This is a genomic window from Lewinella sp. 4G2 (assembly GCF_001625015.1).
Taxonomy (GTDB): domain Bacteria; phylum Bacteroidota; class Bacteroidia; order Chitinophagales; family Saprospiraceae; genus Neolewinella.
On sequence record NZ_LVWJ02000014.1, the window covers coordinates 185536 to 202273 of the forward strand.

Annotated in this window: 11 protein-coding genes; 7 read left to right on the forward strand and 4 right to left on the reverse strand. The window is 57.5% G+C overall.

Annotated features, from left to right (window positions below; genetic code table 11):
- Nucleotides 1-12: 12 nt before the first annotated feature.
- A complete protein-coding gene (locus A3850_RS02660; protein ID WP_068213936.1) occupies nt 13-1278 on the reverse strand; it encodes a hypothetical protein in 1266 nt (421 codons plus the stop codon).
- Between the two features lie 169 nt (nt 1279-1447).
- The gene (locus A3850_RS02665; RefSeq protein WP_068213938.1) at nt 1448-2800 is read right to left on the reverse strand and encodes a deoxyribodipyrimidine photo-lyase; all 1353 of its coding nucleotides are present in this window, start codon (nt 2798-2800) and stop codon (nt 1448-1450) included.
- Between the two features lie 156 nt (nt 2801-2956).
- Here A3850_RS02665 and A3850_RS02670 point away from each other — a divergent pair, with 156 nt between their 5' ends.
- The 4 genes from A3850_RS02670 to A3850_RS02685 all read left to right on the forward strand — a co-directional run bounded on the left by A3850_RS02670 (nt 2957) and on the right by A3850_RS02685 (nt 6934).
- Nucleotides 2957-4018: a TrkA family potassium uptake protein gene (locus A3850_RS02670; RefSeq protein WP_082921892.1), complete on the forward strand. Its 1062-nt coding sequence runs from the start codon at nt 2957-2959 to the stop codon at nt 4016-4018.
- Nucleotide 4019: 1 nt separating this feature from the next.
- Complete coding sequence (locus A3850_RS02675; RefSeq protein WP_068213940.1) at nt 4020-4244, forward strand: hypothetical protein; 225 nt, start codon at nt 4020-4022, stop codon at nt 4242-4244.
- Between the two features lie 56 nt (nt 4245-4300).
- Nucleotides 4301-5008, forward strand: a complete 708-nt coding sequence (gene purQ / locus A3850_RS02680; protein ID WP_068213942.1) for a phosphoribosylformylglycinamidine synthase subunit PurQ — start codon at nt 4301-4303, stop codon at nt 5006-5008.
- 222 nt (nt 5009-5230) lie between these two features.
- Nucleotides 5231-6934, forward strand: coding sequence for a GMC oxidoreductase (locus A3850_RS02685; protein WP_068213943.1), 1704 nt, complete (start codon nt 5231-5233; stop codon nt 6932-6934).
- Nucleotides 6935-7281: 347 nt separating this feature from the next.
- On the opposite strand, the gene A3850_RS02690 is transcribed toward A3850_RS02685, so the two are convergent.
- A complete protein-coding gene (locus tag A3850_RS02690) occupies nt 7282-8442 on the reverse strand; it encodes a carboxypeptidase-like regulatory domain-containing protein (protein WP_068213946.1) in 1161 nt (386 codons plus the stop codon).
- Nucleotides 8443-8649: 207 nt separating this feature from the next.
- Here A3850_RS02690 and A3850_RS02695 point away from each other — a divergent pair, with 207 nt between their 5' ends.
- From A3850_RS02695 to A3850_RS02705, 3 genes are all read left to right on the forward strand, one after another.
- Nucleotides 8650-9516: a hydroxypyruvate isomerase family protein gene (locus A3850_RS02695; protein WP_068213949.1), complete on the forward strand. Its 867-nt coding sequence runs from the start codon at nt 8650-8652 to the stop codon at nt 9514-9516.
- Nucleotides 9517-9815: 299 nt separating this feature from the next.
- On the forward strand, nt 9816-12374 hold the full coding sequence (locus tag A3850_RS02700) for a glycoside hydrolase family 9 protein (protein ID WP_068213951.1): 2559 nt from the start codon (nt 9816-9818) through the stop codon (nt 12372-12374).
- 750 nt (nt 12375-13124) lie between these two features.
- Complete coding sequence (locus A3850_RS02705; RefSeq protein ID WP_068213953.1) at nt 13125-14093, forward strand: T9SS type A sorting domain-containing protein; 969 nt, start codon at nt 13125-13127, stop codon at nt 14091-14093.
- Between the two features lie 585 nt (nt 14094-14678).
- On the opposite strand, the gene A3850_RS02710 is transcribed toward A3850_RS02705, so the two are convergent.
- Nucleotides 14679-16607, reverse strand: coding sequence for a serine hydrolase (locus tag A3850_RS02710; RefSeq protein ID WP_068213954.1), 1929 nt, complete (start codon nt 16605-16607; stop codon nt 14679-14681).
- Nucleotides 16608-16738: the final 131 nt, after the last annotated feature.

Here is a 16738-nt window from a genome sequence, read left to right on the forward strand (position 1 = left end):
GGCGAAAGCCGGTTACAGTCTTGTATTTATGACGTTGTTGTAAAGGCTGCCAAAGGTGTAACTCAGCCCAAAGCTCAGTTCCGCCTCGAAGTTGGTGGCCAGTTGGGATTGGCCCAGCAGGACGTCCTCCACCGAGGCTTCCCCCCGCCGCAGGCTGATCTGGTCGTTGATGATCTGGTAGCTCCCCCCGGCCGTAAACGATAGGCCTTTAATGAGACGGACGTTGGCCCGGCCATTCAGGCTGAGGCGGTTTTTGGAGAGGTCGTTCAGAAAATTACCACCGGAGATACCGGCAAACACCTGGCCCCACCGCTGGCGAATCCGCAGATCAATATCCAGTACCTGACGGATCATACTCTCTTCCAGCTTGAAGAAGATGGTCTCTTCCGTATAGTAGTTCCGGTTCCAACCCAGGCGGTAGGCAATGGTAAACTCCTTGAAAGGGACCTCGTCGTAATCGAAGATGTTGTACTCGATCGCCGGAGCTACCCACAATCCGTAGTCGATATTTCTAAAGGTAGAGGAGGTCTGAGAGTTAAAGAGCCCTACCGACCAGTGGTCGCTAATACTCCTTACGACGGAGGCGTTGAACCACAGATCCTGGCGGATTGAGTTCAGTACCGTGCCGTCGGACTGGGTAACGGATTGGGTCCGGTAAAAGATATTGGGGCTAATGCGGACCCGCAGTTCCGGCGTCGTCCGGTCAATATCGATTCCGGCGCGCAGGGTGCTCGTTCCTCGCTGGCTTTCCTTGCTGGTGGAGAAACGGGCCTGGATTTCGAAGAGCCAGTTGTTCCAGTTGTCCTGGGTAGCCGCTCCGTCGTCGCTAGCCGCGAGGGAGTCTACGGTAGCTTCCGGGATGGCATCGACGTTCAGCTCGGCGAGGTCGCCGTAGGCCGTTCCGGCCAGGAAGCCGGCCAGCCCCAGTTTAATGCGCTGCCCCAGTAGTTCATCCCGCTCTACGCTAGTCATCACCGCCGTGGTGGAGACTTTAAAACTGAGTTGGTTCCCCGCCAATTCCTCCTGCCCTTTAAAGTCCAGATTGTATACCCGCCCACCATTGCTGAGGTAGTTGGTCACGATGAAGAGGTTGACTTCAGCACTAACTGGATCCACGGTGTGGTTAACGTAGCTCAACTCCTGTTTGAGGAAGTTACGGTTACACTCGCAGTCGATGAAGAGGTTGAGCCGGCGTTGGCCGCTGAGGTGGCTGCAACAAATGAGTAGCAGCATCAGGCTGGCGAGCCGGTAGAAGTTGGGGGGTGTAAAGCTGGGCATACAATATTCGGCTGGGGAGAGGCCGCAAAGCTAGGTCCAGCCCGAAGCCATTCGCCACCCCATCATTTGGGGGACTGCGGCCACAACCGGAGCCCAATCGCGTTAACGGAATCCTAACAATAAGAAGACGGGCGCTTATCGGAACACTCATCTGCCCACTGATGTGCGATCAACTTCTCGCTTTTGCCAGGGCGCTTTTGTACACTTCCAGGGCTCGCTCCCGCCCGAACTTGTGTTCCACCATGGGTTCGGCGGGGTACTCCGGCGTGCCGTATTCGGGCACCCACTGCTTTACGTACTCATATTTCGGGTCGAATTTCTTCTGCTGGCTGTCGTAGTTGAAGATGCGGAAGTAGGGCTGGGCGTCCGTCCCGCAGCCGGCGGCCCACTGCCAACCACCGTTGTTACTCGCCAGTTCGTAATCCAGTAATTTATCGGCAAAGTAGCCTTCGCCCCAGCGCCAGTCGATGAGCAGGTGCTTGGTCAGGTAGCTGGCCACGATCATCCGAACGCGGTTGTGCATCCAGCCGGATTCGTTTAGTTGGCGCATTCCTGCATCCACAATTGGTACGCCGGTCGTGCCATCGCACCAGCGTTTGAATTCCGATTCGTCATTACGCCAGGGGATGTCCGCGTATTCGGCGCGGAAGGGGGCGTCCACCACGCGGGGGAATTCCTGCAGGATATTGGAGTAGAAATCGCGCCAGACCAGTTCCTTTAAAAACGTTTCGTTCAGGCTCATGGCCCGCAGCGCTTTCTGGCGGATCGAGACCGTCCCGTGGCGGAAGTGTACGCTAAGCCGGGAGGTGCCTTCGATGCCGGGGATGTTTCGCGTCTGGTCGTAGGTCTTAATAATTTGGGCGCTGACGCGGGTGCCGGGTATGGGGACATCCGCGGGAGCGAAACCCATTTCGGAAAGGGTCGGGACGGCTTGGTGGGTATCCGTCTGCCAGAGGTTGGCGGCGTACTTCTCGTTGGGGTAGGGTTTGAGGTAGTAAGAGATCTCCTTACCCTCGTAATTACTCAACCGGTCATTGAGGTTGTTACGCCACATCCGGTAGTAGGGCGTGAAAACGGTGTAGGGGCCGCCGGCCTTCTTCTGTACCTCGTCGCTTTCAAAGATGACGTGGTCCTTGAAGTGGTGAAATGGGATTCCGCGTTCGTTGAGCAGGTCCTCCACGGCCTTATCCCGGGCGATGGCGTAGGGCTCGTAGTCCCGGTTGGTGTACACGGCCTGGACGTCGTAATTGGCTTGCAGTTGCTTCCAGATATCCAGTGGTTTCCCATAGAACGCACGCAGGTCACCCCCCATACTGCGGTAGGTGTCTGCGAGGGCAGCAACGTTATCACGGATGAACATCACCCGGGCATCGTGCTGCTCGGGTAGCTTATCGAGGATGTTGCGGTCGAAGATGAAAATGGGGAGGACGGGGCCTCCCGCCTTGAGGGCACGGTACAGCCCGGCGTTGTCTTCAAATCTGAGGTCGCGGCGGTGCCAGAAGATGGTCACTTTAGGTTTCATGCTTGGTGTAAAACAAGCGGCGGGATAATGTTTATCGCCGGACGAAAGTGGTACCGGACCACTACCTCAGCAAGTATCTTGTTATCCGCGCCAACCCGATATCTATGGCCATCCCGCAATGGTTTGATCCGGGATGGCCAAGTTACCTTTACGGCCATGCGGCACGGACTTATTTCCCGCTTACTGGCTTACCTAAACATCCGCTCCACTTCGTTGGATCTGGGCTTGGCCGTGCAGTTGGTGATCGGCAGCGCCATCGTAACGACGGTGGGCCTGATGCTGATCGAAGGCTACGGGTTCGTGGATGCCTTTTACATGACGGCGATCACGCTTTCCACCGTGGGTTTCGGGGAGGTGGGCACGCTGAGCCAGGCCGGGCGTTTATTTCTATCCGTTATTATTGTGTTCAACGTCGGGATCGTCGCCTACGCCCTGGCTGCCTTCTCCTATTACGTCATTGAAGGAAAATTATTTGAGCAAATGGATTACAACCGCCGCCAGGCCCGTATCAACGCCCTCAAGGGTCACACGATCGTCTGTGGTTTCGGCCGGTACGGCAAGGAGATCACCCGCCACCTGATCGAGCACGGGCAGGACTTCGTGGTCATCGACGAAAAAGAGAAGAAGGTCCTCGACCCGGAATTCGAGCAGTACGACCTGATCTACATCATTGGGGATGCCACCCACGACGAGGTATTGCTGGAAGCTGGTATCGACCGCGCATCGAGCCTCATTACGGCGCTGGATGATGATTCGGACAACCTCTTCATCGTCCTTTCGGCGCGGGATCTTAATCCTGATGCCCGCTTAGTAAGCCGGGCCCAACAAGCCCGGAGCCGTGAGAAGCTCATCAAGGCGGGAGCCAGCCACGTCATTATGCCCGAACAGATCGGTGGGTTTTACATGGCCACCCTCATCTCCAAGCCGGGTGCGGTCGAGTTCTTCAGTTACGTCACCAATGAATTGGATAGCGACATTGGTTTCGAGGAGATCCTGTTCGACCAACTTCCCCGGCACCTGCGGCAGCGCCCAATTAAAGATTTGAATTTGCGGCGGGAAAGCGGCGTCAACATCATTGGCCACCGGAAGGGCAACGGGCGCTACGCCGTCAACCCCGGGCCTGAAGCGACGCTAAAGGAAGGGGAAAGTTTCATCGTGGTGGGGAGCCAGCCGCAGATCCTGGCGCTGCGGGAATACCTGAACATCAAGACGAAATAACATGAGTGAAAAATTGAAGGGGACGCTGAAGTACTGTGGCATCCTGTTCCTCGTGCTGGTACCCATCTACTTCTTGGTGTACCGCCTATTCTGGCCGGAAGTACCGCGGAATGAGGCCATCAACACAAGCCTCATGTACGGTATCATCAATGTGATCTTCCTGGGAGCGCTGCGGCATTTCTTGAAGCGTGACGGAACGGAAGAACCCCAGGAAGGTGGCCAATAACTAGCCCGCTAGTGCACGAACTTGCGTACTTTTGCGCCTTACAAAACCCCACCCTTATGAAGTTTGGCGTCATTCAATTCCCCGGCAGTAACTGTGATGATGATATGGTCCACGTCCTGCGCGACGTGATGGGCTGCGAAACCGTCAAACTCTGGCATAAGGATAAGGACCTCTCGGGCTTTACGACGGATGATTGCATCGTCGTGCCCGGCGGCTTCAGCTACGGTGATTACGTGCGGGCCGGGGCGGTGGCGCGCTTCAGCCCCATCATGGAGGCTGTGCAAGAATTTGCGGCTAAGGGTGGGTACGTATTCGGCATCTGTAATGGCTTCCAGATCCTCTGCGAAGCGGGCCTCCTACCCGGTGCGCTGCTGCGGAACCAGGAACAAAAATTCATCGCCCGGAACGTTTTCCTGCGGGTGGAGACCAATAAGTCCGCCATCACCAGCAAACTGGAGGCCGGGCAGGTGCTGAAGATTCCTGTAGCCCACGCTGAGGGCCGTTACTACGCGGACCAGGAAACGATCGTGGACCTGATCGCCAACGAACAGGTACTCTTCCACTACGCCGAACCGACCGGAGAACTGACCGACACGGCCAACATCAACGGCAGCACCCAGGCGATTGCCGGCATCTGCAACAAGGGCCGCAACGTCTTCGGCATGATGCCCCACCCCGAGCGGGCGGCGGAGGAGATCCTCGGAAACACGGACGGCCACGCGGTATTTGCGGGGCTGATTGCTTCGGTTGGGGCGGCGGTTTAAAAGCTCTGCATCTCTGGCTCCCGAAGTCCACGTCGGGTTGGTTGGTTTGGAACTCGACGATGGTGTGAGACCTAGGCTTGAAGTAGTTCAAAGACTATTTACCAAGATTTGAGACACTCTGCAAAGTAAGAACCCGGCCTGGAGGCCGGGAGCCGGGAGCTCAAAAGGTCACGTACCGAAGCGGCTAGAAGGTTCCCTGCGCCGTAATTTTTATCTTACGGCATGCAAGCGCCAAATCTCAACAATTCGGACCCGAACCGTTACGACGCCATCGTGATCGGTACCGGTATTAGTGGTGGCATCGCCGCCATGGAACTCTGCCGCAAGGGGCTGAAGACGCTCGTCCTGGAACGGGGCCGCCCGGTTAAGCACGGTGATTACCCGACGGCCAATATGGACACGTGGGATTTTGAGCACCAGGGCAAGATCCCCGCCGACGTGATTGCGAAGGACTACCCAAAGTTGATCCGTAAAAGCTACATCGTCGAAGAAGGCGGCATCCACTTTTTTAATAAGGATAGTGAGTACCCCTACTCCGAAAAACGCCGCTTTGACTGGATCCGTGGCTACCAGACCGGAGGCCGTTCCCTCATTTGGGGCCGGCAGTGTTACGAATTGAGTGACCTCGATTTCGAAGCCAACGCCCGCGAGGGCATCGGGGTGGATTGGCCCATCCGGGCAAGAGATCTGAAACCCTGGTACACCTACGTGACCAAATTCATTGGCATCTCGGGGCGAAAGGAGAACATCCCCCACTTGCCGGACGGTCCCTTTCAGCCGCCCATGGAGTTGAACTGCATTGAGGCCCAGTTTCGGGACCGCGTGCAGGCAAAACTTCCCGGCCGCCGCGTCACGGAAGGGCGGGTGGCCCACCTGACGCAGTACGACCCTGCGGTAAATTTGGGTACGCGGGGGAACTGCCAGTACCGCGACCGGTGCCGGCGCGGCTGCCCCTACGGCGGTTATTACAGCAGCAATTCGGGGCCGCTCGTCGTCGCCGAAGCTACCGGGAACATGACGTTGGTGAACCACGCCGCCGTGCGGGAGATTATCTACGATGCGGACGGGCAACGCGCGAAGGGCGTCCGGGTGAAGCTGACGGAAAAGGGAGAGGAGACGGAATTCTTTACGAATGGTGCCATCTTCCTCTGCGCTTCGGCGCTGAACTCCGCCGCCATTCTGCTGGCCAGCAAGTCTGACGCCCAACCCAATGGCTTGGGCAACGACAGCGACCAGGTAGGCCGCAACATTATGGACCATCACCACCGCGTCGGCGCCTCCGCCAGCTTTGACGACCACCGTGACGGTTACTTTAAGGGAAGAAAGGCGAACGGGGTATACGTGCCCCGCTTCGTTAACCTGGACCGGGCGTCCAAGCGGGACTACCTCCGGGGCTTTGGCTACCAGGGCGGAGCCAGCCGGGGCAACTGGAAAGGTCTCGTGAAGGAACTCAGCATAGGGCCTGGATTTAAAGAGCAACTCGCCACCCCCGGTGGCTGGCGGATGGGCATCACCGGCTTCGGGGAGACCCTCCCCCACCCCGATAATCGGATGACCCTGAACGAAGACGTCCTCGATAAAGACGGGCTACCCACGATCACCCTCGACGCCGGCTTCGGCGAAAACGAACGCCTGATGCGGGAGGATATGCGCGACTACGCCGCCGAGATGATGGAGGCTGCCGGTGGTAAAAAGATCAGACAGTACAAGGAGGAAGTCCACCCGGGTTTCGGCATCCACGAAATGGGTACCGCACGGATGGGCCGGGACCCGAAGACCTCCGTCCTGAATAAACACAACCAGGTATGGAATTGCCGCAATCTCTACGTCACCGACGGGGCGGCGATGACGAGTGCGGGGTGTACGAACCCCAGCCTTACCTACATGGCGTTGACGGCGCGGGCGGTGGATCACTTTGTGGGTTAGGGGGAAGTTTATTTCGCAAAGGAGATTAATGCGGTAGAGAGGATTAAGAGGAGATATCCGTAGTGGCATTCTTCTCTTTCGCCTTAATCATCTTCCACTTCTTTGCGACCCCGTAGGAGCAGCGTAGCTAAACTAGAGCCGCACGGAACCATTCTTCTAAGTTGTTTCGGTAGTTCCGACAGTTAGAGGCTCCGCTTTTTTTCGCAAAGGGGATTAAGGCGGTAGAGAGGTTTAAGAAGAGTGGCCAGCGGAGGCATTCTTCTCTTTCGTCTCGCTCTTCTTACTCCTCTTTGCGACCCCGTAGGAGCAGCGCAGCTAAACCAGAATGGTAAAAAGCATTGACACGCTCACTTTTGCGGGGGTTGGTAATCCGCGGGCAGTAGCCAGGCGGCGGCGCGGGAGCCCATCCGCCCACCGAAATAGAGTTGGGCGGGGCCGGTCGTACCATCGCGGCGGATGACGATTTCCGAATCACGGACAAAAAGGCTCGAGGAAACAGGCGTGCGGTTACGGCGCTGGTCGGGCGCGGCGGGGGAGCCGTCGGTACGCGGGTAGTAGAGAATGGTGATGTCGCACTCCTCGAGATTGGTAAGGGTTGTTTCCTTGTCGGTTGTTCCCTCCAGGTAGTAGGGAAGGTCCAGGGTATCGATTCGGTCATCTTCTTCCCGGATGAGGGTGACGAAACCCTGAGCGTCCAGGTCGTCGGCGAAGAGGGAGCGGAGGAAGTGTTGGCGGGAGTTGTAGTAGGCCAATTTCCGGTTGCGCCAGTGGCGGCGTTTGGGGGCTTGGCCTTCGGCTTCGGCGGGTACGAAGTAAAAGGTCCCGTAGTAGTTCCGCAATCCCTGCGCGTAGTGGAGGTAGAACTGTTGGAGGTCGACAAAGACGGTGTAGCCGGTGTGGGGGAGGTCCAATTTTAGAGGGCTGGTGGACCTGGCGGTAAAATCCACGGGGGAATCGAAGGATACGGCATCGCCGGCGGCGTTCCACTTAGCGTCGCGCAGTTCCTTGTTCATGAGCATATCCGCAGTTTGGCGGGTGATTTTGGCGATTTCCTGGCGTTCGAAGTTGCGTTCGAAGTAGAGGGGGTCCGTGTCGGTGATGGAGGCGGCTTTGCCCCAGGCATCCACCCCGAGGAAGCGCTTGGTGAACTCTTCGATGTTTTTCTCCCGCTGTCTGTCGTCCCCTACTTCGATAACGGCGGCGATGGCGGCCTGGGGGGCAAGGAGGAGGGCGTAGGGCCGGTCGGTCGTTTTCACTTCGGTGACGAAGCGCTGGTAATTCAAATGAGTCACCACGAGGTTGGCGGGGAGGGAAACTTTGGAGACGTCCAGCGAAAAAGCACCGTCGTTATCGGTGTTGGTGCCGATTGTCGTCCCGTCGATATAAACGGTGGCGAAGGGGACGGGCTCCTGGGTTGCGCCGTCCTTCACCGTCCCCCGCAGGATGGTTTGGGCGGAGAGAGAGCTTAGGGAGAACAGGATGAGGAGGGTGGGTAGGAGGTGTTGCATTTGCCAGGGTCAATCACAAACTTAGGGGCTTATTCCTTGCGGTGATGTTCGCCAGATTACGTTCGCACTTGGAAGTCTTTTGTTAGCGTTACCCTTTCGTTGTTAGGTGGCCGATCGTTACTTGCCCACCTCCCCCGGCACCTGCGGCAGCGCCCAGCATATATTGCCACTAAATTATTTACCTTGCCTGACTAAACTGACTACCCGATGAACCGCCGCAAAGCCATGAAATCCGCCGCCCTGACCCTGGGGGCCCTCTCCGTTGGAAACGCCATCAAAGCTACGGAAGCCGCCGACCGGCTGGCCGGGGCGAATTATAAAACGAACCACAGCACCTGCAAGTGGTGCTACGGCGATATCCCACTGGAAGAACTGTGCGAAAGGGGACAGGATATCGGATTGCAAAGTATCGAACTAACGACGGTGGACGACTGGCCCACCCTCAAAAAATATGGGATGACCTGCGCGATGGGTACGCACAAGGACTTCAGCATCGAGGTGGGTTGGAATGACCCGGCGAACCACGCAATGTTACAGGATCAGTACCGGAAGGTCATCCGCGACGCCGCCGACCACGAGATCGAGAACGTGATCGTGATGAGCGGTAACCGCCGCCGGCTGACGGATTACCAGGGGATGGTGAACTGCGCCATCGGGCTGCGGCCCATGGTCAAACTGGCCGAAGAGATGGGTGTGACGCTGCAAATGGAACTCCTCAACAGCAAGGTGAACCACCCGGACTACATGTGTGACCACACCGAGTGGGGCGTCGGGCTGGCGGAGATGATCAACTCTGACCGCTTCAAACTGCTCTACGATATCTACCATATGCAGATCATGGAGGGGGACATCATCGATACGATCAAGCGCCACCACCCCTACATCGGCCACTACCACACGGGGGGCGTGCCGGGCCGGAACGAGATCAACGATAGCCAGGAACTGAACTACCCGGCCATCATCAAGGCGATCCACGAAACGGGCTTTGAGGGGTTTGTGGCGCAGGAGTTTTTGCCGACGTATGAGGATAAGATCAGCTCGTTGGCGGAGGGGATTCGGATTTGTACGGTTTAAAATATGGCCGTGATCTGTCTTGACCTTCGGTCAAGTCTGATCACGGGCTATCATGGTGAACCCTGCCGGGTTCCGCTAGCATGCGTCCCTTACGTGGAGTATTCCTTACAAAATACTGCCAAACACGGTGAGACACGCCCAAAAAACGCCTGGACAAGTGCACGGGCGAATAGTATTCTTAGATTGCGGCTACGATTTTATACCAACCCGACGGTGAAGGTCAGGCTGGGGGTCATTTGGCCCTGAGTTTGTTTGCAACTTCAGCGACGGAATTTTTTCACACGCTTTACTATTCGATCATGTACAACTTTTTACCCAAGCTCCCCACCGGGGGGCCGGGGCGGATTTTGCCCCTACTTCTCCTTTTACTGGGTTGCGTTACGACCGCGCAAGCCCAGCAGTTAGCGAACCGGGATTACGCGGATCTGCTGACGAAATCCATCAAATTCTTCGAAGCGCAGGCCTGTGGGCCGGACGCCGGGAGCCACAGTAGCAACTTCTCCTGGCGGGGGGATTGCCACGAGAATGACGGCTCCGTAGTCGGGAAGGACTACAGTGGTGGGTGGCACGACGCGGGCGACCACGTCAAGTTCAACTACCCGATGGCTTCCGTCGTGTACACCCTGGCTTCCCTCTACGTGGACCACCGCGCCGAGGTCAACAACACTGGAAACCGCGCACTGCTGCTAAAGCAATTGCGGTACGTGGGTGACTACCTCATTAAGTGCCACGATAGCCCGAACTCTTTCGTCATTCAGGTAGCGCAGGGGGTCGAGGACCACCGCTACTGGGAACGGCCGGAAGTGAACAGTTACCGGCGCGACGTTTACCGAATCAATACCAATAAGCCGGGGACGGACCTCGCCTGCTCCATCGCCGCGAGTATGGCCGTGCTGGCAAGTGCCTTCGACGGGGTGGACAATAACTACCGCGACGAGTTGATCCAGCACGCTCGCGACCTTTACGCTTTCGGCGATAACTACCGAGGTTGGTACAGTGATCACATCCCCGCCGCAGAACGCGCCTTTTATCAATCCAATAAGGGCAAGGGCTACGCGCCGTCGCTAGCCATCGGTGCCATCTCTCTCTACCGCGCTACGGGTGAGCAGCAGTACCTCACCAAAGCGGAAAACGCCGCCTCCAGCATCACCTGGATCGGTGGCTGGGCACCCGGTTGGGGTAACGACGACTTCGAGGCCATCTACCAACTCGCCAAAGTGACGGGCAAGGCCCAGTACAAGAACGTCCTGAAGCGCTACTGCGTCGCCCTGGCGGACGGTAGTGAAGGACAGCGCTCCCCCGGCGGAATGTACTACCCCGACGGCCGCGGTTACGCTGGTTTTTCCCTGCCCCTCTCGCTGGGTACGGCCTTCATGTGCTACCGTTACGCGGAGCTCGTGGGCCCGAACGACCCCGACTACAACCGGACGCGGAACTACGCCTTCGGCCAGGTCAACTACGCTCTGGGAAGTAACCCGAACGGGAAATCTTACGTCCTTGGGTTTGGAAACAACCACGCGCGGCGAGCGCACCACCGATCTGCTCACGGCCCCAACGGCGGTCAGATCGACGGTGACCCGACGAACGACACCCACCTCCTGCTCGGTGCCCTACTGATGGGCCCGCGTGGTGCCGACGACTACTTCAATAATACCCGGAGCGAGCACGAATTCACCGAGCCCGCACTGGGCAACAACGCTACGTTGGCTCTCGTCGCCGCACAGATGGTACAGGAGACCGGCTCCACACCTCCCCCACCCGTTTACGAGAACAAGCTGAGCAACCTTTCCGCCCCCAACAGTTTCAACCCCGGTGGCAACTACCGGGCGACGATCAACTACGAATCCGACGGTAACCACGACGTCGTCGCCGTACTCCAGTATGATGGTGACCCTAACTGGGCCTGGATCGCGCCGGAAGTCCGCAAGCAGGTCTCGGCGGGTACAGGTTCCCTCACTTTTGACCTAAAGCCGCGGGCCAATACACCCATCCGTAACGATGCTTACCAGGTCAACATCTTCATCGCCGCTCGCGGGGGTAACTACAGTACCCGCAAGGCAACCCAGCGGAAGAACAACCTCGACTGCGTTTCGGCGGCGCCCCCGGCAACGACCAACACCTGGGTGTACCGCGACAACTTCACGAGTGGTTGGGCCAACTGGTCCTGGGGCGGCAACGTCACTGTCCGGGATAGCGGCATCAAGAAGCGAGGCACCCACGCCTTTAAGTACTACACCAACGGAGGTGGGGCGGCTTCCATGCGCCACAACAATGGCAAGGATGCGACCAACCTAAACTCCGTGAAGTTCTGGGCGCGGAGTTGGGATACCAACTTCACGGGCAAGTTCCAGGCCCGGTGGAACGATTCCAGTGGCGGTGGCCGGACGAACTTCAACGTGACGCCGGCTTGGAAGGCCTACTCCATCCCCAAATCAAGCCTGGGCACCGACTGGATCAAGCGCATGGTCTGGCAAGTACCGGCGGGCAATACTCTGTGGTTGGATGACGTCCGGCTGGTATACAATACCTCCAGCAACCGGGGCACGGTGGAGCAGTCCGTCAGCGCGGGTGCCGAAGGGTTTGCTACGGAGGATGTGGGGCTATCCCTTTACCCTAACCCAAATTCCGGCGTCTTCAACGTCACGGTCACCACCCCAGCGGACCGTGCGGGCGTTGACCTCCAGGTCATTGATCTAACGGGGCGCACGGTAGAAACAAGCCGGATCGACCTCTTCGCCGGCACCAACCAACTGCGGGTGGATTTGCGGGAACGCAACCTGCCGCAGGGCATCTATCTCTTTCGGGTAATCGCCGCGGATGGCACTCTGAACCTAGTTCGGAAAGTAAGTATCCGGTAACGCCGTTCGGGGTTATTACACGCTTTTTGGGGCCGCCTCTGCAGTTTGTGGGGGCGGCCTTTTTTGGCTGGCGTTGGAGGCGCGACCTCCGGTCGGGCTTTTTGGTATGATAAGTTTCGCAGGAGTTCAAGAGGTTGGAGAAACGGAGAGGCCTGCGGCGCTACCATCGTTGGCGGCGCGACGCTCAAAACTAACGGCCCCGAAGGGCCCGCTTGGGCAGCGGTGGCATACCGTCAGGTGGCCGACTCTATTATTGGAGGCGCGACCTCCGGTCGGGCTGTTTCGCAGGAGTTCAAGAGCATGGAGAAACGGAGAGGCCTGCGGCGCTACTGTCGTTGGAGGCGCGACCTCAGACTACCGGCCCCGAAGGGCCCGCTTGGGTAGCGGTGGCACGCCGTTAGGTGGCCCACTCTACAATCGTCAGGTGGCCCACTCTACTTGAAGGGTTTTACACTAGCGTGCAGATAAATTCTAATTCCTTTTCGGGCGCTGCCGCAGGTGCGGGGGAATTGGGGAACGAGCGAAGTAAATGGGCTTCCAAAATCACCCATCAATACTGCCAGGGCAAATCACTCCCCGAACACGGCGCGTAAGCAAGTTGTTACAAAACCATTTAAGCCAGTCAACAGCAAACGCGATTGGGTTGACGACTTGGGTTTAATTCTAATTGTTTCGCACTACCTAACACCCGGTAATTATTCGAATAGAGCCATTTAATAGATTTCATTTATCGCACTTATTACAATTAAAATGCCCACCTTCCTCAAACACCTCATCTTATCGCTCACCTTACTTTCCAGTACCGTATTGGTAGCGCAAGATACCCTTCCAGCATCCGCTTACCTATCCAATCATATCCTGCTCGAGGGGCTGGAAGGCAATGCGATTGATTCCATTTACGTCGATTCGGTACCGACGATGGTGGGCTCCGTTGCTTGGCACTCCGTGTACCTAAGCAGCTACTCCGTTTCCAGCCAGCGCACTAGTGGCCCTTTCCTGAAAGGCCGCTACCGGCAGGAAGGCCAAAAAGTGTATTACCAGATTCATTCGGGGGACGATCAATTTACCCCCAAGGCGTTGATCTATGATTACAGTTTGTCCGCTGGAGATACCTTCAGTGGCTTAAATATTGCTCACTTCCCGGGGGATGAGTTGGTGGTCTACGAAATAGATAGCACGGATAGAATATCCTGTTACGGTCTTGATTCCGTGAAACGAATGTTCATCCACATTACCGAAACATCCGCAAGTGGCGAACCGCGCATAGAATACGAAAGTGTTTGGGTCGAAGGCTTTGGTGATATCAATCACCCCTTCGTTCCTTTCGCGTGCAATACTGAAAATGGCCTTTGCGAATTCTACTACGCCAACAACATCCACCGGTCTGGCGGGGACTCCCTCAATCTTTACCCATTGAGGTGGTGCGACGCTTTGCCGATCCTTACGTCGACCTCCAGCCCAGGTCGGCAAATTCAGGCGTTAACCGTTTTTCCCAACCCAAACGCCCGAGGTATTTTCAATTTTAATGTCGAGGGCGCGCTACCAATCAACAGGTTGGAACTATATAACTCTTCCGGGCAATTGGTAAGTGCCACTGATGGTCAGCCGGGGATGCGTCGTTTTGATCTCTCTTCTCTCGGTTTAAGGGATGGAGTTTACTTTCTGCGGGCTTACTCGGCGGAGGGTGCGGTTTGGGGATCGCGGGTGGTACTGCGGTAATTACGCTTTGGCGGTGGTGCCTCCGGCGGTTGCCAGGGAGTAAGCGGAGGAGGTGGAGAAACTGAGGATATGCCCGGGGGGATCGATAAATTCCGGTCGTGTCTTGGCAGGCTATTGGAGGCGCGACCTCTGGTCGGGCTTTTTCGCAGGAGTTGAAGAGGTTGGAGAGAAGGAGAGGCCTGCGACGCTACCGTCGTTGGAGGCGCGACGCTCAAGACTACCGGCCCCGGAGGGCCCGCTTGGGTAGCGGTGGCACACCGTCTGGTGGCCCACTCTACTATTGGAGGCGCGACCTCTGGTCGGGCTTTTTCGCAGGAGTTCAAGAGGTTGGAGAGAAGGAGAGGCCTGCGGCGCTACCGTCGTTGGAAGCGCGACGCTCAAGACTACCGGCCCCGAAGGGCCCGCTTGGGTAGCGGTGGCACACCGGTAGGTGGCCCACTCTACAATGGGCAGGTGGCCTACTACACTCTACAATCTTCATATGATCCACCCATCAGTCGTCAGGCGACCCATTCCGTAAACACTGTTCGACTACCACATTGAAAGTCCCTTCAACCCACCCAACTCCGCACCCGCGGCAGCGCCCTAATTATTCAACTCCGTTACAATCTGATCAGTCAACGCCGGCAGATTAAGGCCGGCCGTTTTCGCCGTCGCCGCTACCGCAATGATCCACTGGGTCTGGTTGTCGGTGTAGACGCGGAGGTAGGTGCGCGTACCGGTGCCATCGCCGCCGTGCTCGACGAAATTGTTGGCTGCGTTGGTGTCCCACCCGATGCCATAGGTGGAGGAAGAAGTGGCGTCCAGCCGCGTCCAGAGGTAATCGCGGGTATCCTGGCTGACGATCGTGCCGGTTTGCACCAGGCGGGCAAATTTGGCCAGATCAACCATATTAGATTCCAGCCCACCGCCGAGGACCTTCCAGCTATTGTCGGAGTAATTGATCTCGTTGCCGCCGGGGCTGTAGGGGCGGACGCGCTCGTAATCCGGCCGCAGACTGCGGAAGCGGTACATAGCCCGGAGGCTGGGGAGGCGGTACCGATCGGCGATCTCTTCCTCGACCAGTTGGGCTACGGGGCGGTCGGTGACTTCTTCCAACACCGCCCCCAGGTGGGTGTAAGCGTGGGTGGAGTAGCCATAATTCGTGCCCACCGTACAACCCGCGCGGATGCCCTGGTTATTGATCTTCTCCGAAGCCTCCAACGCGGTAGCGTGGTAACCGGTGGGCGAATTGAAGCCCATATTGTAGTGGCGTACGCAGCCGAGGTGAGCGGTGAGTTGCTCGATAGTATGCGTGTGGCCGGTGCCGGGTAATTCGATGTAATCCCGGGTTTGTTTAGTGAGATCGAGATTTACGCGGGTGCCGTCCTTCAGCCTCCCCTCGTCGGCTAACTTGGCGGCGAGGGTGGACCCGACGACCTTCGATACACTGGCAATGTTATAAACGCTTTCGCCGTGAGCGGTCTGCTTTTCGTCCTCATCCGCCCAACCGAAGCCGCGCTGGTACTGGAGTTTGCTGCCTTCCATGATGACGAGCGAGATGCCTTTGAGTTGATTTTGGCTACGGTAATTCTCGACGATGGTATTGACGTCCGAGGCGTGCTCCCATCGCAACCGTTGTTCGTTTTCTACCCAGACGCCGGCGTAGCGCGTACCGTTGCTGGTGGGGTAACGCTCGAAATCGATGAGGCGGTACCCTTCGTCGCGGTACTGCCGCCAGTAGTTGGCGAACTGCACTTCGGTGCGCCCGGACCGTACGGCGGAAGCCTGTTTCTTATCGTCTTTAAGCCAGATGGCGGCGTACTTCTGCTGGCCGTTGAGCTGGTAGGATTCAAAATCTATTACCCGGAAGCCGGCGGCGGCTTTTTCGTCGATGGCCGTCTGGTACTCCGTTCGGCTCATGTTACGAAGTTGGGCCCAGGGCCAGTTCTCCCGGTTCTCTACCCAGATGCCGGAATAGCGGCCACCGTTGTCGGTGTCAACAACCTCCACGTCGATGAGGCGGTAGCCGGCGGCGCGGCGCTCCTGGAAGGTATTGCCGTACTCGGTGCTGGTCATGTTGCGGTTACTTTTCCAATCGAGGCCTTCCTTGTTCTCAATCCAGATGCCGGCGTACCGCCACTTACCGCCCTTCTTGTAGACTTCGACGTCGATGGGCCGGTAGCCTTTGTCCTTCTGCTTGTTCCATTCGGCGTGGTACTGGTCGCTCGTCATGTCGCGGTACTGGGCCCAGCCGCGGCCGTCGGTGTTTTTGACCCACACCATGGCGTAGCGGATGCGCCCGAACCCGACGGAATAAGCGTCCACATCAATGATACGGTAGCCCTGGTCGGAGTAGATCTTGAAGAGTTCCCCGTAGCGCTCACTGGTTAGGTCGCGGTTACTCTTCCAGTCCAAGCCCGGCGCTTGCTTCTGGCGTTCGGCGAGCGCGGCCAGCCCTTCGGCGAGGGGTTTACAGCCGGAGAAGGACAACAAGGAAACTAAAACGGTAAGGACGAATAACAAAGGGCGCATGGGGAAGGTCGTTTTGCCCTTGATGAATGGAGGAGGTGAAGTGTTACGGATTGTTGAGTTGCGAGTATCGAGTTGCAAGACTCACCACTCGCTACTTGCAACTCGCCACTCGCAACTGGCAACTGGCAACT

Bases quoted from the DNA above. Each gene is read 5' to 3' on its own strand.
- A3850_RS02660 (WP_068213936.1), bottom strand. From the start codon at position 1,278: ATGCCCAGCTTTACACCCCCCAACTTCTACCGGCTCGCCAGCCTGATG.
- A3850_RS02665 (WP_068213938.1), bottom strand. From the start codon at position 2,800: ATGAAACCTAAAGTGACCATCTTCTGGCACCGCCGCGACCTCAGATTT.
- A3850_RS02670 (WP_082921892.1), top strand. From the start codon at position 2,957: ATGCGGCACGGACTTATTTCCCGCTTACTGGCTTACCTAAACATCCGC.
- A3850_RS02675 (WP_068213940.1), top strand. From the start codon at position 4,020: ATGAGTGAAAAATTGAAGGGGACGCTGAAGTACTGTGGCATCCTGTTC.
- purQ (WP_068213942.1), top strand. From the start codon at position 4,301: ATGAAGTTTGGCGTCATTCAATTCCCCGGCAGTAACTGTGATGATGAT.
- A3850_RS02685 (WP_068213943.1), top strand. From the start codon at position 5,231: ATGCAAGCGCCAAATCTCAACAATTCGGACCCGAACCGTTACGACGCC.
- A3850_RS02690 (WP_068213946.1), bottom strand. From the start codon at position 8,442: ATGCAACACCTCCTACCCACCCTCCTCATCCTGTTCTCCCTAAGCTCT.
- A3850_RS02695 (WP_068213949.1), top strand. From the start codon at position 8,650: ATGAACCGCCGCAAAGCCATGAAATCCGCCGCCCTGACCCTGGGGGCC.
- A3850_RS02700 (WP_068213951.1), top strand. From the start codon at position 9,816: ATGTACAACTTTTTACCCAAGCTCCCCACCGGGGGGCCGGGGCGGATT.
- A3850_RS02705 (WP_068213953.1), top strand. From the start codon at position 13,125: ATGCCCACCTTCCTCAAACACCTCATCTTATCGCTCACCTTACTTTCC.
- A3850_RS02710 (WP_068213954.1), bottom strand. From the start codon at position 16,607: ATGCGCCCTTTGTTATTCGTCCTTACCGTTTTAGTTTCCTTGTTGTCC.